Genomic DNA, 26,219 nt, shown 5'->3' with positions numbered 1-26,219 from the left:
TTTTTCTTATAAGCTGAAAGAGGAATATTTTTTAGAATGTCCTCACAGCTCCGCAATCTTCCGTACGGTATTGATGGTTCGAATCGTAATCTGTTTGCCGACGCTGGTACTGGCTGTTTTTTTCCACCAATTGGTTTTTTGATAGTCTTTGCAGAGGTAAGACCAGAAGACGACGTCTTTGTAAGGAAATACCTGTTCAAGCTCGGCATTCGGAGCCCCGAGTTTTTCAGATAACTTCTCGTAGGTCAGCGAAGGCATTAAAAAGATCAGGTTGTCATAGATGGTTTTATCTTCCGTTCCTGACCAGTCAGGTATATGGGTCAAGCGTTCCTGTAGCTCTGTTTGGCGAATGATATAAATAGCGATATCAAAGGAAAAATCGCGTTTGACCATTGCTTTAATCGTTTCGGCAAGGGCTTGTGGATCATCCCCTTTACTGGAAAAAATCACATTGCCGCTATTCAAATAAGTGACCACATTGCTAAACCCCAATTCTTCAAAACCGGCTTTCAATTCTTTCATAGAAATTTTGTTCTTTCCACCGACATTGATGCCTCTTAATAAAGCGATGTATCGTTGCATGGATAACTCCTCCTTTAAACCCCTTCTTTTAGCTGATTATAGAATGGATGGAGCGGAAGTACAATCCTGGCTTCTCAGCTGCCCAAAATACGTGAGCGAGAAGCGATTAATGCAAGCTTATTGGTGGAGTGGCTGTGGCGCATGTATTTTTGCGCTGCTAATTAGTAAAAACGAAGAAACAGCCTGTAAATGCTAACAACCCTCACAAATTTGCTAAAGCAAGCGAATTTGTGAGGGGCACTTTCAGTCGTTTTCTCTGTTTCTGGCTTTGTTGCTAATCCACCGCAATCCTCACAGACACTGTCTGTACGGGGACATCATAAAAGGGATCTTCTCGTCGGCCTAAAAAGTCTTGGGCTTGTTGAGGGAAGAGGGCGTACATCAGCACGTCTTCTTCGCTTTTGGCATACTCAGCGATTTCTTCCCGGAAGGCTGGCAGTTGTGGCGCCAGTAGATCAGCTGGTCTAACGGTGATCACTTCGGCATCTCCGATGATTGTTTCTTTGATTTCGTCGCTGATGGGTGCTGGCGATTGACCGTAAAGTCCTTTGACGTAATCTTTGATCTCACTTGGGACAAGTTTGTAACGTTCTCCTGAAATCACATTCATCAAGGCTTGAGTGCCGACCATTTGCGACAATGGGGTCACTAGTGGCGGATAGCCCAAGTCCGCTCTGACTTTTGGTACTTCTGCTAGAACTTCTTCATACTTGTCTTGCAATCCTTGTTCCGTCAATTGGCTGAGTAGGTTTGACAACATGCCGCCAGGTACTTGATAGATCAAGGTTTTAGGTTCGATATCTTTGACTTTCGGGTTCAGTAGTCCTTCTTCGCGGAAACGATCACGAACGGGATTGAAGTGTTCCGCGATCTCAGCGACTTTCTGCAGATCAAGTCCCGTAGCAAAGCCGCAATCTTCTAAGGCGATTGCCACAGATTCGGTTGCTGGCTGACTGGTGCCGCCAGCAAAAGAGGAGATGGCGGTATCAATGATGTCTGCACCGGCTTCCGCAACTTTCAAGTAAGTCATCTCAGCGATGCCGCTGGTGGCATGGGTATGGACTTCTAGCGGCAGATCGACGGCATCTTTGATTCGGCTGACCAGCTCATAGCCGGTTTGCGGCGTCAAAACGCCGGCCATATCTTTGATACAGATGGAATCGGCGCCGAGGTTTGCCATCTTGTTGGCAAGGTCAACGAAGTAATCCACGGTATGGATCTGGCTAGTAGTATAAGAGATTGCCGTTTGACAGTGTCCACCGGCTGCTTTTGTGGCACGGATGGCGGTTTCTAAATTGCGGACATCATTTAAGGCGTCAAACAAACGAAGAATGTCGATGCCGTTTTCGACCGATTTGGTCACAAAGTCAGCAACGACGTCATCGGCATAGTTTTTGTAGCCTAAGAGATTTTGTCCACGTAAGAGCATTTGCAGTTTGGTCTTTTTCACTTCTTTGCGGATCGCCCGCAATCTTTCCCATGGGTCTTCATTTAAAAAACGCAAACAAGCATCGAAGGTTGCGCCGCCCCACATTTCAAGGGCATGATAGCCTGCTTGATCCATGGTTTTTAAGATCGGCAGCATATCGCTGGTAGGCATTCGCGTGGCGATCAGACTTTGTTGACCGTCCCGCAAGACGGTTTCGGTAAATTGGATTTTTTTCATTCTTTCACTCTTTCCTGAATGATTTTACGGATCTGCTGCTGCATATCTGCTACGCTATGAGTTCTAGAACGGCCACAAACTTTGGCATCTTGTTCACAGACGTAGCAGCTTCTTGCCGGCAGTCCGATTTCGGTGCGGCTGATAGGTAAAAGCTGGTCTTGGTTTTTGGCTAAGACATCCAGATCCACCAATCGACCATAAGGATGATGGGTCTCAATCTGAACCATCATTCGTTTTAGTTCATAAGGATCTGTGGGCAGTACGAGATAATATTCCGGTCCAGTTTCCAAACTACGGTAGAGGTTTGCCAGTGGAATCAGTTCCTTGACGGCCTCTTCGATTTCCGTAATGAGTTCTTCAAAAACGGCGGTCAATGGGGCAGAATTTTTCACGGGACCGGGAATATTCATGGTGGCAACAAGCAATGCCGCTTTTTCATCCGCAGCGAGAAGCTCCCGTTGAAGGGAGCTTCTATTTTCTCGTGCCTGCAGCATATCGGTTAGCGTCACAGGGTTTCCTGAAAATAGGGCATCAGACATTTTTGACCACATCAATGATCGTGCCATCGCGGTATTCGATCAAAGCGACGGTTTTTTCCCCGTACTTGATTGGTTCGGGTTGACCGACAATGCTGTAGGCTTTTTCTTTTAACTCTTCAATGGTGTATTGGGGAATATCCAATGCTTCAAAATGGCTGATCAGGTCTTCGCGAGCAGGATTGATGGCGATCCCGATTTCCGTAACGACGACATCAATACTGGCGCCTGGCGTGACGATCGTGTTGACGGTATCGACGATTGTTGGGATCCGTCCCCGCACAAGAGGAGCGATCACTAAGCTCATTTTGCACGCCATACTAGTATCTGAGTGGCCGCCAGAGGCACCGCGGATCACACCGTCAGAACCGGTGATGACATTGATGTTGAAATCCGTGTCGACTTCCAGTGCGGAAAGAATGGCGGTATCCAATTGATTGATAAACGCCCCTTTGCTTAACGGTGAGGCATACATATTGGCATCGATCTCGTAATGATTGGCGTTTTTCCCTAGCGATTGCGCGGAAGGATGATCAAAGTCTTGGACATCGATCAGTTTTTCCACTAATCCTTCTTCTAACAGTTCCACCATGGCATTGGTAATGCCGCCGAGGGCAAAGCTGGCTTTGATCTCATCTTTGATCATCGCTTCGCGTAAAAAACGAGAAACGGCTAATGCGGCACCGCCTGTTCCGGTTTGGAAGGAGAAGCCTTGTTGGTAGTAAGGCGAGCTCGTGATGACCTTGGCTGCATACTCAGCAATCAGCAATTCCTTTGGATTTTTGGTAAAGCGGGTCGCACCTTTTGCGATCCCTGCAGGATCACCGATGGCGTCGACTTCCACGACATAATCGACATCCGTTTGGGGAATGCTGATTGGGGTATTTGGAAACGGCACAAGGGTGTCGGTGATGATCACGACTTGGTCGGCGTATTTTGCATCGACCATCGCATAGCCCAATGAGCCGCAAGTTGCTTTTCCGACGGTACCATTGGCATTGCCATACGCATCTGAGCTAGGCGCCCCTAAGAAGGCGACATCGATGTGGATATCGCCGGCGGCAATCGCACGAGCCCGACCGCCATGAGAACGGATAATGACTGGAGCATCCATAATGCCTTCGGAGATTGCGGCACCGACTTTGTCCCGCAGTCCGCTGGAGGTGATATTGGTCACGACGCCAGATTTGATATGTCCGATCAATGGTTCATGGACATTCGCGATGGAACTAGGGGCAATCGCAAGATTCTTGATACCCATTTTTGCGATCTCGTCCAAAACGAGATTCATGATAAAATCCCCTTCGCGAAAATGATGGTGGAAGGAGATCGTCATGCCGTCCGTTAACCCTGTTTTTTCAATGGCTTCACGAATACTGCCCACGACCTTGCTTTTGCCTGGCAGGACTGGCTCGATCTTGCGACTCGCTTCTTTGTAGGCATGGATATTGGCTGTTTCATTTTCAAAGACCCCGTATTGGGTGGCATAGCATTCAGGGATGTCTTTTCCTGCTTTGTTTAACACCATAATTACACTTCCTCCTCGGTAATCAATTTCGCTGCTTTGGCAAGGGCGATCACGCGTTCCGCTCGCTCAACGATTGGTTTATCGACCATTTTGCCATTCAAGGAGATCACACCAGAGCCTTTGCTTTCGGCTTCGCGAATGGCCCAGATCACTTCTTTGGCCTGCTGGATCTCGGCTTTTGAAGGTGCATAGATCCCATTGACTAGGGGAATCTGCCGTGGATTGATCACTGATTTTCCGTCAAAACCAAGCTGTTTGATGCGGGTCGTTTCAGCGATAAAGCCATCTGTATCATTGATATCAGAAAAGACGGTATCGATGGCGGCGATTCCCGCAGCTCTAGCTGCATGCAAGATCATACTGCGGGCAAACAACAATTCTTGCCCATCTGGGTAGCGACGAGTCTTCATATTGGTGACATAATCTTCTGCCCCTAAAGCGATCCCGATCAAGCGCTCGGAAGCTGTGGCGATGTCTCGGGCATTTAAAACGCCTTCGGCAGACTCGATGGCAGCCATCATTTTGGTGGTTCCTACCGGTAGATCATTGTCTTTTTCCACTTGTGTAATCACGGCGGCAACGTCAATGATGTCTTGGGCGGTTTCGGTTTTCGGTAGACGAATGACGTTGACCCCCGCTAGGACCATCGCTTCGATATCAAGGGCACCCACCGTGTCGAGGCCGTTGATGCGTACGACGGTTTCGATGGCAGAATAGTCAAAGGTTTTTAAGGCAAAATGCACCAGTGTCCGAGCGGAGTCTTTTTCATTCAAGGAGACCGCATCTTCTAAATCAAACATGACGGAATCGGCGCCATACAATGGTGCATCTCGTAGCATGGCAGCGTTAGCTCCTGGTACAAACATCATCGTTCTTCTTAAACGTTCCATGTGTCGATCTCCTTCCAAGCATACTGTTCTTGTTCGGCTGCCCGATGAAGGGCGGTCAGAGTTCGGGCTTTGATGGTACAGTCCAATGCGCCTTTATCGGTGGCGGTGATTTTGGCCTGGGTCACGCCTAGATGGTTCAGTGTCTCAAGGATGACGGCGCGAATTTGTTTGCCGAATTGTTTTTCGACACTGCTATCGAGGGTCAGCTCGATGGTTTGGGTTGTGGTGGGCTCGATCGCGATCAAGATATCACTGGATTCAACAGAGCCGGCAACCGCACTTTTTTTGATTTCCACTTATTATCACCTCTAAATATAGTTATGCTGCATTAAAAATGTGAACGTTGTTTCTGGCAAAAATTGCTGCAAGGAAGGTAAATCTTTTTCTGCAATCGCTTTCCGAACTTTAGTAGCCGAAACGGTTGATTGGTTGATCTTCAGACGGTCGATCACGATCAGTTTAAGCTCGGGAGAAAAAACGGCAGCCATCGCCTCATTGTAGAGTTGGGTCACGGGTGAGTAAGGCTCTGAGCCTACAAAACGCGTGGTGATCGCCAACAGCGGAGCAATTTTTTCTTTGAAGAGGGTTGCATCAAAGGCGGCTTGTTTTTTGGCGATCGCCTCAGGTGCTTGCTCTTTCAAGAAATAACTGGGAAAAACTGCCGAAGAGACGAGATAGTTGTTGGTCGGCAGCACCGTGACATTTGACAGGTGAGCCACGCCCTCCGTCACCATCTGCAGCCGTTCACTGGCAGAAAATTGTGAACGGTCTTCTGACAAAACGAACACATAAACTTGCTCTTTTTGACTCGCAGCTGTTTCAACTAAGTACAAATGTCCCTTGGTAAAAGGATTGGCGTTCATCACGATTGCGCCGTTGTTTTGTCCGATTCGCTGCCGTTGCAGTTGTTGGGCATAGCTTTCATAAGAAGGGACGCCCTGTTCCATGAACAAGATGTCTTGCGCTGCCAGCACTTCACGAAACCCGAGAGATTCAAAAAACAGTCGATTTTTCGGTGCTGTATAGACGAAGGACTTAGTATAGCCCTCGTCTTTGATATGATCGCTAAGGTGCGAAATCAATTGCGTCAACAGCTGTTCGGAGCGTTTTTTTTCACAGACCACCACATACTTGATGATATTGGCATAGCAAGAAGCAGTAGCAATCAAGGTTTGCTGGTCAAAAATGCCCACGGTATAGGCTACTTCTTCACCGACGGCTAAGCCAGCATGAGTAATCAATTTTTGCCATTGCAAAAAGACTTCCGGATCTTTTTGCAGCCAGATTCTTTTTAAGGTATACATACAATGCCTTCTTTATTTTTTTACTGGAAAGAGCTTCGACAAAAGCAAGGATGCGAAGTAGATGATCAGGATCACGACAAAGACGCCGCCCCAACCGAATAACAACAATTCAAATGAAGTCAGTAAATCTTGACTCATAGTTTTCCTCTCCTTTCTAGTGACCTAAGCAATCAGTGCCAGCAGTAAGCCACCGGCGATGACCGAAGCAATCTGTCCTGAAACGTTGGCACCGGCTGCATGCATCAAAATAAAGTTTTGCGGATCTTCATCTGTCGCCATTTTTTGGATGACCCGACTAGACATTGGAAACGCAGAGATACCAGCGGCACCGATCATTGGGTTGATTTTTTCTTTACGGAACAAGTTCAGCACTTTCGCAAACAACACGCCGCCGACCGAGTCCATAATGAAGGCAACCAACCCCAAACCAATAACCATCAATGTATCGACTTGTAAGAATTCTTCATATTGCATTTTCACAGAAATTGATAAACCTAGGAGGATACTGATGATATTCACCAGTTCGTTTTGAGCAGTGATGGACAAACGATCTAAGACACCACATTCCCGCAAGAGATTTCCGAACATCAAAAATCCGACCAATGGCAATGAAACAGGCGCAATCAACCCTGCTACGATCGAGATCACGATTGGGAACAAAATTTTGGCCGTTTGCGAAACTTCTCCGGCACGATACGTCATACGGATTTTTCGTTCATGCTTGGTCGTCACTGCTTTGATGGCTACCGGTTGAATGATCGGTACTAGCGCCATGTAAGAGTAAGCTGCCACCATGATCGCACCCATATATTTCGAGTTCAGCGTATTTGCGACAAAAATCGACGTTGGTCCGTCAGCGGCACCGATGATCCCGATGGAAGCTGCGTCGTTTAAATCAAAACCAAGCAGCACGGCAACGATGATCGTAAAGAAGATCCCGAATTGCGCAGCGGCACCAAACAACAAAAGAAATGGATTTTGCAGCAATGGACCGAAGTCGATCATCGCACCAATCCCGATAAACAAAAGCAAAGGGAACAATTCAGTTGAGATCCCCATATCAAACAATACTTGGAACGGGCCAGCTTCTCCACCAGCACTTAACACACCTGAGTTCGGGAAGTTCACTAACAACGTGCCCAATCCCATAGGGACTAACAAGGTTGGTTCATATTCTTTCTTGATCCCCAAATACATCAATAGACCACCGATGAACATCATAACGATCCGTCCCGGCTCTGATCCTAACCCGACTACACCTTCAATTAACGTTTCCACTACGTCACTTCCTTTTCAATAAATTAGCCGATCGTAATCAGCAGTTCTCCTGGGTTGACCATATCGCCCGCATTGACTGCAATGGCGACCACGGTTCCGGCTTTTGGTGCCACGATCTCATTTTCCATCTTCATGGCTTCTAAAATCATCAATGACTGATTTTCTTGTACAGTATCACCTACATTGACCAAGAGACGTAAAATCGTTCCCGGCATCGGAGAATGAATCGGCTCGCCGTCAGCAGGGAGCGTAGCTGGCGCTGGCTGTGGTGCGGCTTCTGGTTCTGGTGTGCTGACTGGCTCTGGTTGAGCAGGTACCGCTGCGGGAGCCGGTGTTGGCACTGCTGGGGCAGGAGCGGTAGTTTGCGGCGCACCGATTTCTTCCATTTCGACAAGATATTCTTGCCCATCGATTGCTATTTTAAATTTACGTAACATGTTTTTCCCTCACTTGTTTTCATTTTTTTTGGCTATTTTTTTGATTGTGAACTGAGAATCAGGCAGCTCTCCGGCGGCAATACTGGCGGCTATCAGGGTGACTCGCTTAAATTCAGGATTGCGTTTCTCAATTCTACGAATGACAAACTGACTTTCAGGGTAACACTCGGCACCTAGTGCGGCGGCTATCAGACTGACTAGTGGATAGTCTTCTGCTGGCGCCGGCTGATAGCTCGACATTTCTTGCCAAACAGATGCGGGTGGATCCGCTATCATTTCCCTTGGCTTCAGAGGAGGACTGACAGGCGCATCTGGTTCATCATGCGTTTTTTTGAACAATCTTTTAATAAGATTCATGGGCTTCTCCTTTCTCAATGATTCGTTCTCTTTCATTATAGAAACTCCTGTTCAATCAGCGAGAATTATTTCAGCTCAAAATTGTTTTTTCAGTGTTCCTTTTTTGAGAAAAGAGTGAAAAACCGATATAAACGTTGTTTTATCAAGGTTTTTCTTGCGTTAATATTCTGTTAAGAACTTTTTAAACGAAAAATAAGATTTGAAAAGAGAAATTGTTTTTTTGCTGTTCTTTTTGTAAACGGGTCTTTTTTTCTAATTCTTGATTGTTTATTCTTAGACGTGTAAAGCATTCAATAACATTATTTCCTTTAAGAAAAGAAAAATTTTCACAAACTAGTGGCGCTTGTCACTAATAAATTACGGGCCTGTAATTTTTTTAAAAATGTTTTTTGATAACGCTTACACATTTCGATGCATGAAAGGAAGAAGAAAATGTTCTTAACGATTTTGTCCTATGCCATGATTATTGTCTTCATGTTCGTCATCATGAAGAAAAAAATGTCACCCTTTACATCCTTAGTAATTATCCCATTACTATTTACCCTCGTTGCGATGGTTGCCGGTGTTTCCGAAAAAGGCAACATCGGAGATTTTGTTCTTGAGGGAATCTCCACTACAGCCAACACAGGGATCATGTTGCTGTTTGCGATTTTGTACTTTTCCATTATGTTGGATGCCGGTTTATTTGATCCAATAACGAAAAAAATGATTTATTTTGCCAAAGGCGATCCCATGAAAGTCTTGATGGCAACGGCAGTCGTTGCCGCTGCAGTCTCTTTGAACGGTGATGGAACGACCACTACCTTGATCTGCTGTTCTGCGTTTATTCCCATCTACAAGAAGCTGAATATGAAAATGATGAACCTTGGTGTCTTGATCATTTTGCAAAACACCATCATGAACTTATTGCCATGGGGCGGACCGACTGCTCGGGCAATGGCGGTGTTGGAAGTTGATGCGGATATTCTTTCTTATTTGTTGCCAGGAATGATTTTGTCTCTGTTATATGTGATTTTCTTCGTAGCTCGCAGAATGGGGATCCAAGAACGGAAACGTTTAGGGGTTACGGAACTGACGAACGATGAGATTTTAGAAATGACGACTGTGACTGATCCTGATACATTAGCGATCCGTCGTCCGAAAAACTTTGTCTTCAATGGTATCTTAACGATCGTCTTGATTGGCTGGTTAGTAGCAAGCTCCTTTATTTCTAGTATCGCTTTACCACCAATCTTGTTATTCCTTGTAGGTACTTGTATCGCATTGATGGTCAACTACCCAATTTTGAAAGACCAATCGTCACGGATCGGTGCCAACGGCGGCGACGCTGTGCAAGTCGTAATTTTAGTTTTTGCAGCGGGCGTCTTCATGGGCTTGTTCCAAGGCTCCGGGATGGCTACGGCCTTAGCGAATAGTTTCACGCAAATCATTCCTAAACAATTGGCCGGTTTCTGGGGGTTAGTTATCGCCCTGATTTCCGCACCAGGAACCTTCTTTATTTCCAATGACGGGTTTTACTTTGGGGTCCTGCCAGTCTTAGCAGAAGCAGGTCGCTCGTATGGTTTCACCAATATGCAGATGGCCTTGGCGTCCTTAATGGGCCAAGCGTTCCACTTGTTAAGTCCATTGGTTGCCTTCATCTACTTGCTATTGCGCTTGACTGGCTTAGATATGGGGCAATGGCAAAAAGAAGCGGCGAAATACGCACTGGGAATTTTCGTGATCTTCGTCGTTACGATCGTACTATTAGGCCACATGCCGTTTTATATTCCACAGTAATTTCATACAGAAACTATCGAGCAGGCTGCCATTTTGCTCGGTAGTTTTCCTTGTTTATCGATATATCTATTTTTTCCCAAAAATCTCATTTGTTTTTAGTATGATAGGAGTAAATCATGAATCCAATTATTGATGCAGTAAATAAAAATCTGGATCTGACCAAAAATAAACCATTAAAAGATTTGATCTATGAAGCGTTCAAAAAAACCATCATTTTAGGAGACATTCCCGCAGGCTCTCGCATCAATGAGAAAGAATTTTCCGATACGCTAAATATCAGCCGGACCCCGATACGTTACGCCATGACTCAGCTGGTGGCTGAAAAACTGGTGGAACACGTACCAAAAATCGGCATCGTCGTAAAAGGGATCAGTATCAAAGATGCCTATGAGATTTACGATATCCGCAAATCATTGGATACGTTGGCGACTATCAAAGCAATGGCCTTGATGAGTGAGGAAGATTTCCGGGAGATGCGCTGCTTGTTAGAACACGGCGAACAGCTGAATCGTGAGGATGACGTGGATGGGGTCTTGAAAAACTTTTCTGACTTCAATGCGTTTATTTACGAAAAAAGCCAGATGCTGCGGTTAAAAAGTATCGTGCTGGATCTGCAAGCGTACCTCGTGTATTTTCGTGATATTGCGATTCGCTCTTCTAGAAGAAGGGATGCGGCATTGGCGGAACATTGGCTGATTTATCGCGGCATGAGAACCAATGACACGGAACAGATCACGTTGTTGACCCATGAACATTTGGATCACTCCCTGCAATTTATTCTTGCTGAAATGGAGCGAAGAAAAATTGACTGATTCCCGTCTTTTTACCGCCAGCAGCTATGCAGTCAATGCGCTGCATTATGAGGTAGCGTTAGCTCCCAAGCCTGGTTTAGTAGATCCTTGCTCCTCTGGTGCGCATCAGGACATGAATGTGTTTACCTTTATCAACAGTATCACTTGTTTGGCGCCGTTTTTTCAGCGCTATAGCCAAGTCGGTTTTGCCCATACAGGCTCGCTGATCCAGCTGTTTGACCAGTTACGAGGCATCGGTCAAGAAGCAGAAGAAGCGATGCTTCAGGCAACCAAAGGCATCAATACCCACAAGGGGGCGAATTTTTCCTTTGCAGTTTTGTTGGGGGCAACAGGAGTCTATTATCAACAAAATGGCAAGGCGGAGCTGACGGCTGAAGATACCAATCAGATTCTGCAGCTTGCCGCTGATATCTGCCAGCATTTGGTCAAGCAAGACTTGCAGCAAATCACCCACAAAGACCAGTTGTCTTATGGAGAAAAAAATTATTTGACCTATGGCACGATGGGGATTCGTGGAGAAGCTGCAGCTGGGTATCCAACGGTCAAAAAACTGCTGGAGTACTTGCGGCAGCAACCACAAAAAACCTCCGTTTCCTTGTTGCGCGGGTTGGTCTATCTAATGAGTGAAACCGAAGACAGCAACCTCGTCCACCGAGGCGGCTACGAGGCGATGAAGACCGTGCAGCAGGAGATGCAAAAAATTCACCAAGCCAATCTGTCGGATACAGACTTGCTTCGTGAATTAACGACCTATGATCAATTGTTGATCGCACGCCATTTGAGTCCCGGCGGCTCGGCGGATCTTTTAGCCTTGGCCCTTTATTTCTTGCAGCTAGAAGGCGTCTCCTTCTGGTAAAAAGGTATAGCCGATCCCCCAAACGGTTTTCAAAAAACGGGCTTGCTTCGGCTCATCTTCAATTTTGTTTCGCAGATGATTGATAAAAACCATCACGGTATTGGCATCGAATTGGCCATCTTGCCAAACATTGCTGTAAATCTGTTCTTTCGAGAAGACTTGATCCGGATTTTCCATGAAAAAGCGCATCAGCATGATTTCTTTTGAAGACAACTTGATGGGCTGGTCATTTTTGAAAAACTGATAGCGTTTTTGGTCAAAACGAAACATGCCGCTGCACAGATCCCCTTCCGGTTTGGCGATCCCTTTTTCTCGCAGCACGTTGCGGCGATCAAGAATCGAAACAATTTGTGCTTTTAAGAGTGCCGGTGAAAAAGGTTTCGTAATGTAGTGATCGGCACCGATCTCATAGCCGTTTATCATATCTTTTTCGTCACTTTTACCGCTCAAAAAGACGATCGGCACCGTGGGGTTTTCTTCTCGAATCAGTTGTGCCAAATGATAGCCGTCATTTTCATGCTCCAAACTGATATCCAGTAAAAAAAGATCAAAGCTGACACGAGAATTGATCGCAATCGTTTTTTCAACGGAATCAGTCTGGTAGATCAAAATGCCCGTCGACTGTAAAGATTTCCAAATCAGCCGCCGAATGGCAGGGTCATCATCAACGATTAAAATTTTTTCATCTCGCAAAATATCCGCCTCCTGTATCAATAGTATTATAGTAAATATGAAAGGGGTTTACAATGAAACCGCCATCAAAGTTTTGGCTGTATTTAAGCGTGGTCGCTACCTTATTCATTACATTGATTGGACTTATTTTTACCTTTACAAGTTATAAAAGCGCACAAAGACAAGCTGAAACCGTCGGGTTGCGGCAGTTAGAAACGGTCAACCAAGCGGCGATCAAGCTGATCAGCCGTAGTATCGAATCGTACCACATGGCTCTTGCCAATTATGCCGATGACCACCTCGAAGGAGCCGCCTTGGCTGACTTGCAGCGGCCCTTAACGTTACCAGTGATCAATTCCGCGAACAATGCCATGGTCGGATTGTTTTTGATCGACCAACAAGGTCAAGTCATCGCTCAAAATACCGCAACGTCTATCAATAAACCACAAGATCCAACGATGCAGGAGCTGTTATTTAAAGATCCATCCTTAGAAAAAGTATTAGCAGGACGGCAGGTACAAAATGGGCAAGTCTATTTCGATGGTAAAGAGGCCTATCTAAATGTGTATCAGTCCCTAACCCTTGACGACAAAGAAGCGGTTCTTGTGATGCCTTTGAATCTACAGCGCATGTATCATCATGAATTTACCACCGATCGCAATGTCTCCGGCTATACGATGGTCAAAAACGCCGATATGCGGATCGTTATGCACCCATCGGACGAACAAATTGGTTTTTCCATCGTTGAGAGCCGTAAAAAAGAATTTCCAGAGCTGGATTTCACCGATCTTGAGCGCTTGGAGCAAGAACAAATCGACAATGAAGCAGGCACCTCTGTCTATTATTCTTATTGGTGGAATGAAGAAACACTGCAAAAAGTGCTGAAATTGGCTGCTTATCAATGGATCACCATCGGCGACAGTCGGCTGATCGTCGCTAGCAATGCTGATTTTTTGGAGCAAAGCGGTCTCTTTTTACAAGACAACTTGATTTTGATCGGCCTGTTGGGTTTGTTGTTTGTCATTATGATCTTATTGACGGTCCTGATCAAAAACTACATGAAACGCAATCAAGCCTATGTCGAAAACCAAGCATTGAAAGAACGACAACGGCTACTAAAAGAAAAGCACGAAATCGAAAAAAACATTTTGCAAGAATCAAAACTGGAAACCATTGGCTTGCTAACGACCTCAATCGTCCATGACCTCAACAACTTTTTGACGCCCATGATTGGTCATCTGCAATTACTGATCGAGGAAAACCAACACGATGAAGTCTTAGTGGAGGACTTGCAAGAAGTCTGCAAAGCGGCGGAAAAAGGCAAAGAGTTAGCCAGCAATGTGCTGCGTTTTTCGAAACTCGAAAGTGCCGATAAAACTGTGCAGTCGATTGCTACTACCTTGACAGAAGCTATCGATACTATGCGCTCGCTATTGCCAAAAGCCTTTTCCCTTACGTATGATATCCAAGAAGCGGGATATGCTGTCTACGAGAAAATCGATCTGCAAGTGATCATTTACAATTTGTTGATGAATGTGTACCAAGCAAATGCCGATTGCAGCATTCGATTGAGTCGCAGTTCGACAACAACCGCCAACTTTCCGTTTCGTAAGCAAGCATTCCCAGCGCAACAGGAATTTGCTTTGATCGAAATTGCCGACAACGGTCCCGGCATACCAGAAGCGATCCAAGAAAAAATCTTTACCCGTTTCTTCACGACCAAGAGTGCCACTGGTGGTACTGGTCTAGGACTCTTTACTGTCTCTTCGATCGTGGAAAAAAACGACTGGTTGATTGATGTTACGAGTACGCCTAAAGGAACCACCTTTTATATTGGTATTCCTCTAACTGATCCCGAGAAAGCCACTGAAACCAACTGATCCGAAGGGGTGGTTTCAGTGGTCTTTTTCTTGGGTATGCTGGAAGGCATTGATTTTTTGCAGGACTAGTAAGACGAGTACCAAAACAAAGATCGCTAAAGCAAAAAATAGGGCATCGTTCGCCATGCCTTGCGTCAATAATAACTCGCGCAAAATCGCAGTGATACTGATCAAAATCAAGTAACGGACGGGAATATGGTGTCCGTCCTTCATATACCGCAGCAACATCAAAATGATTTCTAATAAAATGAATAACGTGGCAATTTCTTCAATCAAAAAGGACAGGTGGGGCGCTTCGCTTAAAGGAAAGAGCGTCGTGCTGATCATAAAAATCGCTTTTCCCATAAAAATCAAGACGACAACGACTAAGATCGCTAACATGCTATCAATACAGATACTGATCACTCGCTCGAACATCCGGGTCAATTTTTCCATTTGCCACTCCATTTCTGCTTTTTCTTTTATTATACAAAAGAAGGCGCAGGACAAAGGGAAAAGAACAGTGAAAGAACAATCGCGGCCATATCTTTTTGACCGAGTGCTTAACGGTCCTTCTAGGAGCATGTCTTTTGTGATAGCTTTCAAAAGCAGAAAGTAGTGAGGAAAATATAATATCTTTTTTCAAAAAAATTAGAAAAAGATGAGAATGAATAGTTAAAATATACACAAATTATTACGAGACACTTAGTTTCTTTTTTTGTTACAATGGTTAAATAAAATAGAACGCTGTTTAAATGTTGCTTAAACAATGTTTTTATCGCTATCGAATAGAAAAATAGTCCGATCGCAAGATATTTATCATTGTTAATAAAGTAACAATTTAGGCAGAGTTCACAAGAAAAAAGCTTCTTTTCTCATCATATATGACGGGGATCAGTGAGGAGAAAAGAGCAAGAAAAACGGAGGGAAACAAATGAAAAAAAGTGGATGGTCAAAATGGGTGATTGGGGCAGCCTCATTATTGTTGCTTAGTGCATGTGGTGCCGATGGCGGAACAAAAGCCAGCAGCAGTGCGGCAAGCTCTTCTTCAGAAAGTGAAGTCACTTCAGGTGCTTCCCAACAAGAGTATACCGATCCAGCAGAGTTAAAAGATCAATATGATATCGTCATCGTTGGTGCTGGCGGTGCAGGGATGGCAGCATCCTTGTCGGCTAAAGATGCTGGAATGAATCCAGTCATTTTAGAAAAAATGCCGATCGCAGGCGGAAATACCTTGAAATCTTCTGGCGGAATGAACGCATCAGAAACCAAATTCCAAGAAGCCCAAGGTATTGAAGATTCGAATGAACAATTTTTTGAAGATACCCTTAAAGGTGGTAAAGGAACCAACGATCAAGAATTGCTGCATTATTTAGTAGACAACTCTGCTTCAGCGATTGATTGGTTGGATTCAATGGGGATCACTTTAGACAATATCAGTTACAGTGGCGGTGCCAGTGTGAAACGGATCCATCGTCCTCATGACGGTTCAGCAGTCGGTACGTATTTGGTGGATGGCCTGTTGAGAAACATTCATGAGCAAGAAATTCCTTTGTTTGTAAATGCTGATGTGACAAAAATCAATGAAACAGACGGCAAAGTCACTGGCGTCAACGTGAAAATCAATGGCGAAGAAAAAGAAATCGCTGGTGATGCAGTGGTTGTTACTACTGGTGGTTTTGGCTCCAACAAAGAACTGATCGAAAAATATCGTCCAGATCTGAAAGGCTATGTCAGCACGACTTCTGAAGGAAGTACAGGCGATGGCATCAAGATGATCGAAGAATTAGGCGGCGCAACGGTTGATATGGATCAAATCCAAGTCCATCCAACAGTGGTTCAAGATACAGGTATGTTGATCAGTGAAACCGTTCGTGGAGAAGGCGCCATTTTGGTGAACCAACAAGGGGAACGTTTCTACAATGAATTAGAAACCCGCGACAATGTTTCAGCTGCTATTACGGATCTGCCAGAAAGCTATGCCTACTTGATTTTTGATAATGCGTTAGCAGGTAGAGCCAAACAAGTCGATTACTACAAAGAACAAGGTGTAGTGGTAGAAGCTGACACCATCGAAGCGTTAGCTGAAAAAATTGATGTTGATCCAGCAACCTTGAAGAAAACTTTAGATACATGGAACCAAGCAGTGGCAGACAAAGCCGACAAAGATTTCGGTCGTGAAACGGCGATGGACTATGATTTGACGGAAGGACCATTCTATGCGATTCAAATCGCACCTGGGATCCACCATACAATGGGCGGCGTCAAGATCAATACGAAGACCCAAGTGTTGAAAGAAGATGGCACACCAATCACTGGCTTGTATGCAGCAGGTGAAGTGACCGGCGGTATCCACGGACAAAATCGAATCGGCGGCAATGCTGTAGCCGACATTATGGTCTTTGGTCGCCAAGCAGGCGCGCAATCCTCTGACTATGTGAAAGAAAACGGGAAATAAGCGGCTGTTTTTTCCTGAAAAAGATCGTATATAAAGAAAGAAACTTGGAACGAATCCTCTTAAGTGATTAGGAGAATCGTTTCAAGTTTTTTTGTATTTCTCACTGAAAGGACGGAAAACTAGTCATTATAATCTTATAATGATTAGGTCATTTATTATACATATATAAATAAACTATTTTTAAATGGAGGGTTTGCTTTTCACTGAATCGGAATCAATGAATAAACGGATAAGTTTGGTTTATTCGATGATAAAAAATTTTAGGAGGCAGAGTATGAAAAACGCATTGGTAAAATGGTCGGTCGGGGTGGCAATCTTACTTGGAGGGACCTTGTTCTTCACGGGGAAACAAGTATTTGCTCATGGTTATGTGGAATCACCTGTCAGTCGGGGCTATCAAGGGTCTTTGGATCGCAATACGTTAGGGTGGAGCGCTGCGTTTGAGAAATATGGCAATGTCATTTCAAACCCACAATCATTGGAAACTAAAAAAGGCTTTCCAGAAGCAGGACCAGTAGATGGTCGTATCGCTTCAGCAGATGGTGGACTCGGACAAATCGGGGACTTTGTTCTTGATGAACAAGGAACCAATCGTTGGACCAAACAAGACATCAATCAAGGACCATTGCGGGTCAATTGGCATTATACAGCGCCTCACAAGACCACAAAATGGCATTACTATATCACGAAACCAGGTTGGGATCAAAACGCGCCACTTTCAAGAGATAGCTTGGAATTGATCGCTACTGTGAATCACGATGGTTCGGCTGCCAGCAATAGCCCAAGCCATACCATTACCATTCCAGAAAATCGTCTCGGTTACCATGTCATTTTAGCGGTCTGGGATGTTGCAGATACGCCAAATGCCTTTTATAACGTGATCGACGTTAACGTTTCTGGTTCAACAGTCATTCCCGAAAAACCAGCAGCACCAGCAAATGTCCGCTCAGAACGAGTGACTAGCAGCACGGTGGCTTTAGCATGGAACGGTCAAGCCGATGCGAAAGAATACAACGTGTATCGCGATGGTGCCTTAGTGGCAACGACGACTGAGCCAACCTTTACCGACACACAATTAAAAGCCAACACAACCTATAGCTATCAAGTAGAAGCAGTCGGCTTTACTGCGTTAGTTTCAGAAAAAAGTGCTGCAGTGAAAGTGACTACCGCAGCAGACAATCAAGTCGAAACACCTTCGACACCAGCCAACCTGCATCAAATGAGCGTGACAGACAGCAGCGTGTCCTTAATGTGGCAAGCATCGACTCATACAAATGGGATCGCTGGATATGATGTTTACCGCAATGGCGTCAAAATTGCTACAGCCACAGGAACAACCTATGAAGACACGAATCTAGCAGCGGATACAACCTACAATTACCAAATCAAAGCAATCAGTAAAACGGGGGGACAATCCGCTTTTAGTAACCAGCTGAGCGTGAAAACCAATGCCAAAGAAGAAACGGAAACACCTGGAGGCGGGGAGTCAGAATACCGTGTGTGGAAACTAGGTACATTCTCGGCACCAGAAGTGTATACAAGTGGTGAAATCGTGAGCCATAAAGGCAGCAATTATGTCGTGATTAACACCCACTCAAATTACGGGGACACCACTTGGTCTCCTGATCAAGCCCCAACCTTGTTTCAGAAGCTGTAACCCTTGAATGATCAGTAAAGCAAGAGCAGTGCGGAGGCACTGCTCTTTTTGGCTCTCTTATGAGGAAATGATTGAACCTTTGTTTGATTCGTGCAACCAATTGGACGAATTCGTTTGAGGAATGCAAAAAGTGCTGCTATGCGTCATGCGTAGCAGCACCTGTTTTTTTATTTTAGATCAAGAATAGAAGAAACGGATCAAGATTCCACCTAGAATCAGCACGATCGCACCGCATAAACGGTTAGCCATTTGGGCAAAAGCAATCATTTCCATTCTATCAGAGGCAGACAATACAGCGATATTGCCTGTTCCCCCCATGGAGTTGTTGATCATACCGGCGCCAATTGCGGTTTCAACGGGGTACATCCCCAATACCATCCCGAAGAACCAGCTGGCAGCCCCCATAGATACGACACTGGTTAGGCAAAGCACGACAAATTGCCAAGTAAAGGCAGAAGCCAATGTTGACAGATCGATCAATGCCAAACCAATCCCCGCCAAGACTGCGTGGGTCAAATTCGTCATCACAACATTGTTGAACATCACCACAGAATCTTCGAGTTTCTTAGGGACAATGTTCAAGGCTTTCAGAATAAAAACAATCACGATCATAAAGGCATACTCGTGAATTTTAGGGAAAAAGTCGCTTAAAATCGCACCAACGACCAACAGTGAGAAGGAAAAGAGCATCCCGACCCCGATTTGTTGGGCGTCAAGCGTTATTTTTGGTTTTTCTAATTCTTCTTTGGTGGCATTGATCAGGGTGCCATGGCCATTGTATTTGGTTTTAGCAAAGGCCTTTGCGATAAATAAAGCACCAATAATGGCAAGAATATTCCCGAAAGTAACTGCTGGCGCTAATTGAGAAAAGATGGCGGCTTGATTGCCGTTTGCCAAGCCATCAGCATAAATTTGTGAAAGTGGGGTGATTCCCGCCCCCATCCCGCCAGACATCATTGGTAGAGACACATACATCACCGAATCAGCGAATCCATTGCCTAGCAGCATACCGACAAGGCCGACGGAGAAAAAGCCTACTACCATGGTGATCAAAGCAACAGGAATGAATTTCGTAGAAGCCTTCACCAACAAATTGCGGTTCATACCTAAAATCGAGCCGCAAATCAAAGCGGCAATATAGAAATCAAGAAAACCAAAACCGCCCCCCATGAAGTCACTGACCGCGTCAATGACTTTCGTGGGTACGAGATGGAAGGAGGCTAAAAGGGTGGCACCAAGCAGGGTAAAAACTGACCCACCGCCAAGATAAGAATTCATGATCGGGAGTTTTTCCCCAATGAAATACAGCAGGTGTCCTAAGGCAACCAATAAAATGGTGATCCCAACCATATTTAATGGCAATTTGTCTAAGGCAATCGCACTGAATATGACAACCATGAAAAAGAGATACAAGGGAAGACTAATTCCCGAAATCGTCATCGTTTTTAATTTATTCATTTTTCAGACCTTCCTAGTATGTTGGATACCATTTAAGATTTTGAACAGCTTTTGCCATATCGGTTTCTTGCGCTTGGGCTAACCCTTGTTCTTTGGCTTTGTTGGCAACTGCTTCAGCCACTTTGATAGAAACGTCCGCAACGTATTCAAATGGTGGAAGAACTGGTGCACCAGGTTGGCTCAAATCAACCAAACCACTTAATGAGTGAGCAGCGGCACCAATCATTTCGTCGGTCAAGAGAGAGGCTTCTGAAGCCAACATACCTAACCCTAGACCAGGATAGATCAAGGCGTTGTTTGCTTGACCGATTTGGTAGTCGACCCCTTTGTATTGGATCGTTCCTGAAGGGACACCGGTTGCCACAAAGGCTTTTCCATCAGACCATTCGATTACTTGTTCAGCCGTTGCTTCTAATTTTTTGGTTGGATTCGAGATAGGGAAAATCACTGGACGAGCAGTGTTTTCACACATCGCTTCCACAACTTCTTTGGTAAAGGCACCCGCATTGGTTGAAGTACCGACCAAAATCGTTGGTTTTGCGACTTTAATAACATTGATCAATTGCGTCATATCGCCAGCATTGGCAAAGTCAGCCCGTTTCTTGGCAAATGGTTTTTGTGCAGGAGTCAAATCGGACATATCATCGAACAAAAGCCCTTGTTTGTCAACCATAAAGAAATGATTGTAGGCTTCTTCTTCTGAAAGACCTTCGCTGACCATTTCGGCATGGACTCGACTGGCAATCCCAGCACCAGCGGAACCACCGCCATAACATAAGTAGACTTGATCCGTTAATTTTTCACCTGTAATATCTAATGCGCCGAAGATACCGCCCAGTACAACGATTCCCGTTCCTTGGATGTCATCGTTAAAAGTTGGAATCGTTTGTTTGTATTTGTCCAAAATCGTTGCAGCATTTGAACGGCCAAAGTCTTCCCAATGCAAGTAAAGTTTAGGGAACAATGATTCTGCCGTTTGAACAAATTGATCGATGAATTGGTAGTAAGCGTCACCGTAGACACGTTCTTGACGATTGCCTAGATACAAATGATCCTCTAACAATTCTTTACGGTTGGTACCGGCATCGATCACGATTGGTAAAACAGAAGCAGGGTCGATCCCAGCAGCTGCGGTATAAATCATCAATTTACCGACAGAAATATCGACACCTTGGACACCCCAGTCACCAATTCCAAGAATTCCTTCAGCGTCAGTGGCTACGATCAAGCGAATGTCTCGATCGCCAGCGGCGTTTTTCAACGTTTCTTCGATATTCTCTGGATGATTGATATCTAAGTACGCTGCATATTGAGGATCCACGAATAGGCGGCTGTAATTTTCAATGGTATCGGCAATCGTTGGATCGTAGACGATCGGATTGAATTCAACGATATGTTGGTTGAACAAATAGTAGAACAATGTCCGATTGGTATTAAAGATCTCCATTAAAAAGTGACGTTTTTCAATGTCTGATTCTTTGGTGACATATTGCAAATAGGCTTGTTCTGCTTGTTCTTCGATCGTTTGCACGTGAGGGGGCAATAAACCGATCAATCCTAGTTCTTTTCGTTCTTCTTGTGTAAACGCGGTTCCTTTGTTTAAAAATGGGTTATTTAAAATGTCATGTGCTTTCATTATGTTCCTCCAATAGATATATTTTGAGTACTCGTTCATTTCCATTAGCTACTTTAATCCTCGGACAGAATTATAGTCAACTATCGGTGGTATAATAAAAATTATTTATAACAAAACCGCTGCTAGTTTAAACCGGTTAAGGGAGGAATCAGACGATGAATATACGAGATTTAGAATACTTTAACGCTTTGGCAGATATGCTTTCTTTTACCCAAGTGGCGCATAAATTTGCCGTCAGTCAACCAACCGTCAGCTACGCTGTCAAACGCTTGGAAGAGCATTATGGCTGTGATTTGATCGTGCGAGAAGCCTCGCATCGCTCCATCTCATTGACGACGGAGGGGGAAATTTTGAAGGCTCATGCACAGTATATCTTAGATGAATTTGTGACCTTGGACCGAGCCATCGACCATGCTAAAAACAACCGGACCCACATCGGTTTGCCGCCGATCATTCGTTCCAAAGTTTTTTCAAAACTCTTAGATGAAAAAGAGATCATCCGCTTTATTTCGAAATTTCACTTGGTATCTGGGGGATCCAATGAATTGCTTTCAAAACTATTATCGGGAAAAATCGATTTTAGCTTGCTGGGCAGTGTCAATCCCCTCGTCCACCCGAATCTGCAGGTGAAGTTGTTGCACCAACAAGAGTTTTTTATTTTTGTGTCAAAAGAAAACCCATTGGCAGGAAAAAAGGAAATCTCATTCGAGGAAGCTGCCGAATATCCTTTTATCCTATTGGAAAAAGGCTATACCCACATGCGCGCCTTTCAGAATTTAAGTGAGAAATCAAAGAAGAAGCCGGAAGTCCCCTTTTATTTTTCAGACGTCCAGACGATTGGCCAGCTGGTCAGTTCCAATATCGGCATTACCTTGATGACGGAATTTCCTGTGTTTCAAGAAATGGAAGGCTTAGTGAAAATACCGCTAGTCCCTGAAGATAAGGAAATTTTTTATATTCAATATGCCTACTTAAAGAGTGCGATGTTGAATCAAGAAGTTCAGAAGTTCATTAGGATCTTGGATGAGCTGTCTTGGGAGGATGAAGGGTGAGGAATGGGGATTTCTTGAGGTAAGGTCAGAGAAAAATGGTGTAGGTATGTGTTCTTGAGGTAAGAAAAATCTTACAAAGTAGATAAAACGAGTGAATGGTTCCTTTATTTTAGCCCTTTTTATCGCATGAATAAACGCTAAAAACCTTGATAAATATCGGTTTTTAGCGTGGTTTTTGGTATAATAAGGATACAGTAAAGTTTGTGACGGTGGCGCTTTTTTTGAAAGTGAGGTGGTGCATTATGAATGTACTATCGAAATCTGAAGAAAGGAGCAGTCTTTTGCAAGGTGTAGATATAATCGGCATTTTGTTAGCAATAGCGCCTGTTTTATTAGCCTTTATTGGTTTAATCGAAGCATGTGTGAAACTAGCAGATACGATTATAAACACTCGTTCTTCTAAGCGTAAAAGCAAGAAGAAACGAAAAAAGAGTGCAAAAAAATAACCGTCCTCTTTAGCCAGGCGACGATTATTTTTTAAAAAGTAATTAAATCTGGCCACCGTCTTAAGCGGTGCTGTAGGGGAGTTGTTGACGCAACTCCTCTTTACATAGTAATTATAGCAAGATTTCGGTAAGATATCAATCATTGACGCTATAGACGTGCTTTGCACGTCTATTTTTTTGTCCTCCTAAGTGGTGGGGAGCAACGATTGGTCGCTTTGGCGTATCACTTGTTTACCAATCAAGATTTCTATGGATTCGAAGATGGTAAGAGGTACAATAATTCTCCGTTAGAAGTATTTTCTGGTGTTGATGAAGCTGGTTACCAGTTGATCAAGAAAGTGATTTATCGTAGACTACAGTTTTATTCATTAGTCTTAATTATTGTGTTCAGAAACACGTAACAAAATCTAAGTTCAGTTATTCAGTCGGTATTAAGTTATGGTAAAATTTATGATGAAATCGATCAGCCTATAAATCAAGAAGATTACCAAAATACTGACCTTTTATTTTCAAGGGATTACTAAAATAGATAACCTTATCATGCAAAAGCAAAAAAAATAGATCGAAGAGGCTGGTGGAAAAGTCGAATCTTTTGAAGAGTGGGTCCCTCCCATGAAAAGATGAGGGGCAACAAATAGAAAGACGAATACGGTAGAATAGCATGTTTTCAGGGATGTAACATGATAATTGCGTGCCTGTTTTGTCGAACACAATGTATAATCCTGCTTGACTGATATAGTAATCAGAAAAAATAGGAGATGATTATTGTGAAAAAAATTGTTTTAGGGATTGCAGCTGTTCTATCTTTATTTATGGGGTGTAGCAGCTTCAGCTGAAGAATCAGAGATTTGGGTTTCTGAGGGAATTGAAATGATTAGTGATGTTGAAACGGATGCCGATTTAAGCGATCACCCAATTGAAAATATTGGCATAACTATCCCTGGGTTGACTAGAGGAGCTAATGTGCCAAGTAGCAATTGGAACATAGCTTCCAAAGGTAAATATTCCCTTAGTGGAAGTAGTGATCGAGGGGGATACGTGTATTCTTCGTATACATTTAAAGGAAAAACTTCTTATACCGTATCGATTAGTAATACAGGAAAAAATGTTATAGATATAAAGTGTAAAAATAGTAGTACAACGTATATTTCTTTTTCTGTCAAAGCAGGGAAAAGCCGGACAGTAACCTGGAATGGAATTAAATCTAGTACAACTTGGTATGCTCAATTTTATAATGGTAACTTGATAAACAATTCTTACTCGTTTACAGGTACAATAAAATAATTAGAGCAATTTATGTTTTACAAAATCAATTGTTAAATGGCAATTGCTAAACAAACGAACCCTTGGAGGATAAACTTTATTTATGGAAATCGGAAAAATGTTACGCCAAAAGAGAACTGATTTAAATTTAACACAAGAAGATATTGCGAAGCAGTTTAATGTTACACGTCAAACTGTTTCTCGCTGGGAAAATGAATTATCATACCCTAATATAGATACTCTTGTAGAACTTAGCATTTTTTTTGAATTTTCCTTAGATGAAATTTTACGAGGTGATTCTGTAATGGTAAAAGATTTCGCACAAAAGGTTAATATGTCAAAAAAATACAAAGGATGGAAAATAGCGACACTTTGTTTAACCTTATTAATTTCTATATTTGTTTTAAACTATTTTTCTCCCTCAATGGATATTGGTAAAGACGATGTAGATTCTGTTACTGTTACTAAATCAAAGGATCACACTAATGTTGAGGTTCAATTGAATCTCAATGTATTTGAACAACCTGAAGTCTGGGAATATTATCCGGATCTAGAGGATGGAAAGGGGATTATTGAAGTCTCGAAAAGGATACAGCTACAAGCTATTTTTAATCCAAAGAAGAGAGTGAATCTAGAAATTCCTAATGATTTTCTATCTGATAAGGAAACTATCAAAATTAAAAACACGAATTATACCATCAATTTAGAAACAGGAACTGTAACTAACTAATTCTCTCGTTGAGTATTACTTAACGAACATATAGTGCACGTGAGAGTATCCAGGTAATGTCAACCTATGAAAATCTTCCCCTTATTTAATAGAGTGTATTGTAAACCCAAAGGTTGTTTTACCCACAAAATAAAGAGTGTCCAGAGTTATTATCTGGGCACTCTTTATTTTGATCAACTTAATATTATAAATTTAACACCTGATATAATAAACTATGCTAGGATGGGAGATACTAATCTATTTTACCTCTATCGATTGTTCGTAAAAATCTGAATCACTTTCAATATAGTTAGTTATATTATCCAAATCATTTTTTATATCAGTAATAATCTTCTGATCATTACTCATTACGAAAACACCTAACTTATTTTTTTCTTCAGAACTATAGGGGATGAATGCAACATATTTTTGATCAGCCGTAAAAGTATTGGTATCAGATAATTCTTCACTACCTGAAGCCGACAATGAGACTTCAAATTTATTGTTTTGAGTGGTAAAAATCAATTCTAATTCTCTGCTTTGGGAGTTACTTACAAATTCCGAATTAACTATTTCTGTCGCTTCTTCAGTCTTTAGATTAGTAGACATGATATGAATGGATTGCCCCGCTTTTTGTTCTACTTTAAACCTTGAGTTATCGCCATCAGTTCTCATACTATCGATGCTATCTCCCGTAGGATTAGTAGCAGAATCACTTGTAGCACTTACTTTGATACTGGAACTACTCGTTTCGTTATTGTTGTTTCTGGAAGTACATCCCCCTATAGCCACAAGTACTAGTAATGCTGAAATACTTAAACTGATTTTTTTCATTATAAATCCCTCCTTGTTTTATAATATAAATCTTATTTATTCTATTATAAAGGGTGAAATTACAAATATGCAAACAAATAAAATTTGTATTTTTAAAATCGAATAAAAACTTTTAAATGTATTTGAAGTGAAAAGATATTTTTTGATTAT

Annotated in this window: 27 protein-coding genes; 11 read left to right on the top strand and 16 right to left on the bottom strand. The window is 43.2% G+C overall.

Annotated elements, in window-relative coordinates; translation table 11 throughout:
* Positions 1–42 precede the first annotated feature (42 nt).
* From ENLAB_RS08425 to ENLAB_RS08380, 11 genes are all read right to left on the bottom strand, one after another.
* The gene (locus tag ENLAB_RS08425; RefSeq protein ID WP_244350691.1) at positions 43–582 is read right to left on the bottom strand and encodes a DUF1697 domain-containing protein; all 540 of its coding nucleotides are present in this window, start codon (positions 580–582) and stop codon (positions 43–45) included.
* A gap of 274 nt (positions 583–856) precedes the next feature.
* Entirely contained in the window at positions 857–2,248 is a 1,392-nt protein-coding gene (locus ENLAB_RS08420) for an oxaloacetate decarboxylase subunit alpha (RefSeq protein WP_244350689.1), read from the bottom strand.
* Complete coding sequence (gene citX / locus ENLAB_RS08415) at positions 2,245–2,799, bottom strand: citrate lyase holo-[acyl-carrier protein] synthase (RefSeq protein ID WP_077454176.1); 555 nt, start codon at positions 2,797–2,799, stop codon at positions 2,245–2,247. Before citX ends, ENLAB_RS08420 begins: the two co-directional genes overlap by 4 nt.
* Positions 2,780–4,312, bottom strand: coding sequence for a citrate lyase subunit alpha (gene citF, locus ENLAB_RS08410; protein WP_244350688.1), 1,533 nt, complete (start codon positions 4,310–4,312; stop codon positions 2,780–2,782). The genes citX and citF overlap by 20 nt, the downstream gene beginning before the upstream one ends.
* A gap of 2 nt (positions 4,313–4,314) precedes the next feature.
* Complete coding sequence (citE, locus tag ENLAB_RS08405) at positions 4,315–5,202, bottom strand: citrate (pro-3S)-lyase subunit beta (RefSeq protein ID WP_077454178.1); 888 nt, start codon at positions 5,200–5,202, stop codon at positions 4,315–4,317.
* The gene (gene citD / locus ENLAB_RS08400; protein ID WP_244350687.1) at positions 5,190–5,498 is read right to left on the bottom strand and encodes a citrate lyase acyl carrier protein; all 309 of its coding nucleotides are present in this window, start codon (positions 5,496–5,498) and stop codon (positions 5,190–5,192) included. The genes citE and citD overlap by 13 nt, the downstream gene beginning before the upstream one ends.
* A 12-nt stretch (positions 5,499–5,510) precedes the next feature.
* Positions 5,511–6,506, bottom strand: coding sequence for a [citrate (pro-3S)-lyase] ligase (citC, locus tag ENLAB_RS08395; protein WP_244350686.1), 996 nt, complete (start codon positions 6,504–6,506; stop codon positions 5,511–5,513).
* Positions 6,507–6,518: 12 nt separating this feature from the next.
* The gene (locus tag ENLAB_RS16890) at positions 6,519–6,644 is read right to left on the bottom strand and encodes an OadG-related small transporter subunit (protein WP_008381833.1); all 126 of its coding nucleotides are present in this window, start codon (positions 6,642–6,644) and stop codon (positions 6,519–6,521) included.
* 24 nt (positions 6,645–6,668) lie between these two features.
* Positions 6,669–7,784, bottom strand: coding sequence for a sodium ion-translocating decarboxylase subunit beta (locus tag ENLAB_RS08390; protein WP_081119350.1), 1,116 nt, complete (start codon positions 7,782–7,784; stop codon positions 6,669–6,671).
* 23 nt (positions 7,785–7,807) lie between these two features.
* Entirely contained in the window at positions 7,808–8,221 is a 414-nt protein-coding gene (locus ENLAB_RS08385) for an acetyl-CoA carboxylase biotin carboxyl carrier protein subunit (protein ID WP_081119349.1), read from the bottom strand.
* A gap of 9 nt (positions 8,222–8,230) precedes the next feature.
* Positions 8,231–8,614, bottom strand: a complete 384-nt coding sequence (locus ENLAB_RS08380) for a hypothetical protein (protein WP_244350685.1) — start codon at positions 8,612–8,614, stop codon at positions 8,231–8,233.
* A 396-nt stretch (positions 8,615–9,010) separates the two neighbouring features.
* Here ENLAB_RS08380 and ENLAB_RS08375 point away from each other — a divergent pair, with 396 nt between their 5' ends.
* The 3 genes from ENLAB_RS08375 (at position 9,011) to citG (ending at position 12,025) form a co-directional block, all read left to right on the top strand.
* Positions 9,011–10,357: a CitMHS family transporter gene (locus ENLAB_RS08375; protein ID WP_034872423.1), complete on the top strand. Its 1,347-nt coding sequence runs from the start codon at positions 9,011–9,013 to the stop codon at positions 10,355–10,357.
* A gap of 116 nt (positions 10,358–10,473) precedes the next feature.
* On the top strand, positions 10,474–11,169 hold the full coding sequence (locus ENLAB_RS08370) for a GntR family transcriptional regulator (protein WP_005233081.1): 696 nt from the start codon (positions 10,474–10,476) through the stop codon (positions 11,167–11,169).
* Complete coding sequence (gene citG, locus ENLAB_RS08365) at positions 11,162–12,025, top strand: triphosphoribosyl-dephospho-CoA synthase CitG (protein ID WP_244350684.1); 864 nt, start codon at positions 11,162–11,164, stop codon at positions 12,023–12,025. Before ENLAB_RS08370 ends, citG begins: the two co-directional genes overlap by 8 nt.
* Here the strand turns inward: citG and ENLAB_RS08360 are convergent.
* On the bottom strand, positions 12,002–12,718 hold the full coding sequence (locus ENLAB_RS08360) for a response regulator transcription factor (protein WP_008381846.1): 717 nt from the start codon (positions 12,716–12,718) through the stop codon (positions 12,002–12,004). The two genes, citG and ENLAB_RS08360, sit on opposite strands and share 24 nt — an antisense overlap.
* 53 nt (positions 12,719–12,771) lie before the next feature.
* Here ENLAB_RS08360 and ENLAB_RS08355 point away from each other — a divergent pair, with 53 nt between their 5' ends.
* Positions 12,772–14,577, top strand: coding sequence for a sensor histidine kinase (locus ENLAB_RS08355; RefSeq protein ID WP_244350682.1), 1,806 nt, complete (start codon positions 12,772–12,774; stop codon positions 14,575–14,577).
* Positions 14,578–14,592: 15 nt separating this feature from the next.
* On the opposite strand, the gene ENLAB_RS08350 is transcribed toward ENLAB_RS08355, so the two are convergent.
* Complete coding sequence (locus ENLAB_RS08350) at positions 14,593–15,012, bottom strand: phosphate-starvation-inducible PsiE family protein (RefSeq protein WP_074934197.1); 420 nt, start codon at positions 15,010–15,012, stop codon at positions 14,593–14,595.
* A 478-nt stretch (positions 15,013–15,490) separates the two neighbouring features.
* On the opposite strand from ENLAB_RS08350, the gene ENLAB_RS08345 reads away from it, so the two are divergent.
* Together ENLAB_RS08345 and ENLAB_RS08340 are read left to right on the top strand one after the other, a co-directional pair.
* Positions 15,491–17,014 carry a flavocytochrome c gene (locus tag ENLAB_RS08345; protein ID WP_244350680.1) on the top strand — a complete coding sequence of 508 codons (1,524 nt, stop codon included), beginning with the start codon at positions 15,491–15,493 and terminating at the stop codon, positions 17,012–17,014.
* 274 nt (positions 17,015–17,288) lie between these two features.
* Positions 17,289–18,671, top strand: a complete 1,383-nt coding sequence (locus ENLAB_RS08340; protein WP_244350678.1) for a lytic polysaccharide monooxygenase — start codon at positions 17,289–17,291, stop codon at positions 18,669–18,671.
* Positions 18,672–18,848: 177 nt separating this feature from the next.
* Here the strand turns inward: ENLAB_RS08340 and ENLAB_RS08335 are convergent, their stop codons facing one another.
* Positions 18,849–20,129: a 2-hydroxycarboxylate transporter family protein gene (locus ENLAB_RS08335; RefSeq protein WP_005230514.1), complete on the bottom strand. Its 1,281-nt coding sequence runs from the start codon at positions 20,127–20,129 to the stop codon at positions 18,849–18,851.
* A gap of 13 nt (positions 20,130–20,142) precedes the next feature.
* On the bottom strand, positions 20,143–21,804 hold the full coding sequence (locus ENLAB_RS08330; RefSeq protein ID WP_279612812.1) for a malolactic enzyme: 1,662 nt from the start codon (positions 21,802–21,804) through the stop codon (positions 20,143–20,145).
* A 116-nt stretch (positions 21,805–21,920) separates the two neighbouring features.
* On the opposite strand from ENLAB_RS08330, the gene ENLAB_RS08325 reads away from it, so the two are divergent.
* The 5 genes from ENLAB_RS08325 (at position 21,921) to ENLAB_RS08305 (ending at position 25,256) form a co-directional block, all read left to right on the top strand.
* On the top strand, positions 21,921–22,817 hold the full coding sequence (locus ENLAB_RS08325) for a LysR family transcriptional regulator (RefSeq protein WP_244350676.1): 897 nt from the start codon (positions 21,921–21,923) through the stop codon (positions 22,815–22,817).
* Between the two features lie 242 nt (positions 22,818–23,059).
* Positions 23,060–23,263, top strand: coding sequence for a hypothetical protein (locus ENLAB_RS08320; RefSeq protein ID WP_086338795.1), 204 nt, complete (start codon positions 23,060–23,062; stop codon positions 23,261–23,263).
* 206 nt (positions 23,264–23,469) lie between these two features.
* Positions 23,470–23,664, top strand: coding sequence for a hypothetical protein (locus ENLAB_RS08315; RefSeq protein WP_229045657.1), 195 nt, complete (start codon positions 23,470–23,472; stop codon positions 23,662–23,664).
* A 469-nt stretch (positions 23,665–24,133) separates the two neighbouring features.
* Positions 24,134–24,547, top strand: a complete 414-nt coding sequence (locus tag ENLAB_RS08310) for a hypothetical protein (protein WP_244350674.1) — start codon at positions 24,134–24,136, stop codon at positions 24,545–24,547.
* Positions 24,548–24,629: 82 nt separating this feature from the next.
* Positions 24,630–25,256 (top strand): helix-turn-helix domain-containing protein, encoded by a 627-nt coding sequence (locus ENLAB_RS08305; protein ID WP_195266296.1) that lies wholly within the window; start codon positions 24,630–24,632, stop codon positions 25,254–25,256.
* Between the two features lie 237 nt (positions 25,257–25,493).
* On the opposite strand, the gene ENLAB_RS08300 is transcribed toward ENLAB_RS08305, so the two are convergent.
* A complete protein-coding gene (locus ENLAB_RS08300) occupies positions 25,494–26,069 on the bottom strand; it encodes a hypothetical protein (protein ID WP_244350672.1) in 576 nt (191 codons plus the stop codon).
* Positions 26,070–26,219: the final 150 nt, after the last annotated feature.

It is taken from the genome of Enterococcus innesii (assembly GCF_022846515.1).
GTDB classification, from domain to species: Bacteria; Bacillota; Bacilli; order Lactobacillales; family Enterococcaceae; genus Enterococcus_D; species Enterococcus_D innesii.
The sequence above is the reverse complement of the archived record's forward strand: the minus strand, read 5'-3'. Positions and strand labels throughout refer to the sequence as shown.

What these genes read in the sequence shown, in the direction of transcription:
- citX (WP_077454176.1), bottom strand. Translation starts at nt 2,799, where the DNA reads ATGTGGTCAAAAATGTCTGATGCCCTATTTTCAGGAAACCCTGTGACG.
- ENLAB_RS08375 (WP_034872423.1), top strand. Translation starts at nt 9,011, where the DNA reads ATGTTCTTAACGATTTTGTCCTATGCCATGATTATTGTCTTCATGTTC.
- ENLAB_RS08345 (WP_244350680.1), top strand. Translation starts at nt 15,491, where the DNA reads ATGAAAAAAAGTGGATGGTCAAAATGGGTGATTGGGGCAGCCTCATTA.
- ENLAB_RS08330 (WP_279612812.1), bottom strand. Translation starts at nt 21,804, where the DNA reads ATGAACGAGTACTCAAAATATATCTATTGGAGGAACATAATGAAAGCA.
- ENLAB_RS08300 (WP_244350672.1), bottom strand. Translation starts at nt 26,069, where the DNA reads ATGAAAAAAATCAGTTTAAGTATTTCAGCATTACTAGTACTTGTGGCT.
- citF (WP_244350688.1), bottom strand. Translation starts at nt 4,312, where the DNA reads ATGGTGTTAAACAAAGCAGGAAAAGACATCCCTGAATGCTATGCCACC.
- ENLAB_RS08335 (WP_005230514.1), bottom strand. Translation starts at nt 20,129, where the DNA reads ATGAATAAATTAAAAACGATGACGATTTCGGGAATTAGTCTTCCCTTG.
- ENLAB_RS08425 (WP_244350691.1), bottom strand. Translation starts at nt 582, where the DNA reads ATGCAACGATACATCGCTTTATTAAGAGGCATCAATGTCGGTGGAAAG.
- ENLAB_RS08325 (WP_244350676.1), top strand. Translation starts at nt 21,921, where the DNA reads ATGAATATACGAGATTTAGAATACTTTAACGCTTTGGCAGATATGCTT.
- ENLAB_RS08420 (WP_244350689.1), bottom strand. Translation starts at nt 2,248, where the DNA reads ATGAAAAAAATCCAATTTACCGAAACCGTCTTGCGGGACGGTCAACAA.
- citC (WP_244350686.1), bottom strand. Translation starts at nt 6,506, where the DNA reads ATGTATACCTTAAAAAGAATCTGGCTGCAAAAAGATCCGGAAGTCTTT.
- ENLAB_RS08370 (WP_005233081.1), top strand. Translation starts at nt 10,474, where the DNA reads ATGAATCCAATTATTGATGCAGTAAATAAAAATCTGGATCTGACCAAA.
- ENLAB_RS08310 (WP_244350674.1), top strand. Translation starts at nt 24,134, where the DNA reads ATGATTAGTGATGTTGAAACGGATGCCGATTTAAGCGATCACCCAATT.
- ENLAB_RS16890 (WP_008381833.1), bottom strand. Translation starts at nt 6,644, where the DNA reads ATGAGTCAAGATTTACTGACTTCATTTGAATTGTTGTTATTCGGTTGG.
- ENLAB_RS08355 (WP_244350682.1), top strand. Translation starts at nt 12,772, where the DNA reads ATGAAACCGCCATCAAAGTTTTGGCTGTATTTAAGCGTGGTCGCTACC.
- ENLAB_RS08380 (WP_244350685.1), bottom strand. Translation starts at nt 8,614, where the DNA reads ATGAAAGAGAACGAATCATTGAGAAAGGAGAAGCCCATGAATCTTATT.
- ENLAB_RS08320 (WP_086338795.1), top strand. Translation starts at nt 23,060, where the DNA reads ATGAATGTACTATCGAAATCTGAAGAAAGGAGCAGTCTTTTGCAAGGT.
- citE (WP_077454178.1), bottom strand. Translation starts at nt 5,202, where the DNA reads ATGGAACGTTTAAGAAGAACGATGATGTTTGTACCAGGAGCTAACGCT.
- ENLAB_RS08340 (WP_244350678.1), top strand. Translation starts at nt 17,289, where the DNA reads ATGAAAAACGCATTGGTAAAATGGTCGGTCGGGGTGGCAATCTTACTT.
- ENLAB_RS08305 (WP_195266296.1), top strand. Translation starts at nt 24,630, where the DNA reads ATGGAAATCGGAAAAATGTTACGCCAAAAGAGAACTGATTTAAATTTA.
- ENLAB_RS08385 (WP_081119349.1), bottom strand. Translation starts at nt 8,221, where the DNA reads ATGTTACGTAAATTTAAAATAGCAATCGATGGGCAAGAATATCTTGTC.
- ENLAB_RS08350 (WP_074934197.1), bottom strand. Translation starts at nt 15,012, where the DNA reads ATGGAAAAATTGACCCGGATGTTCGAGCGAGTGATCAGTATCTGTATT.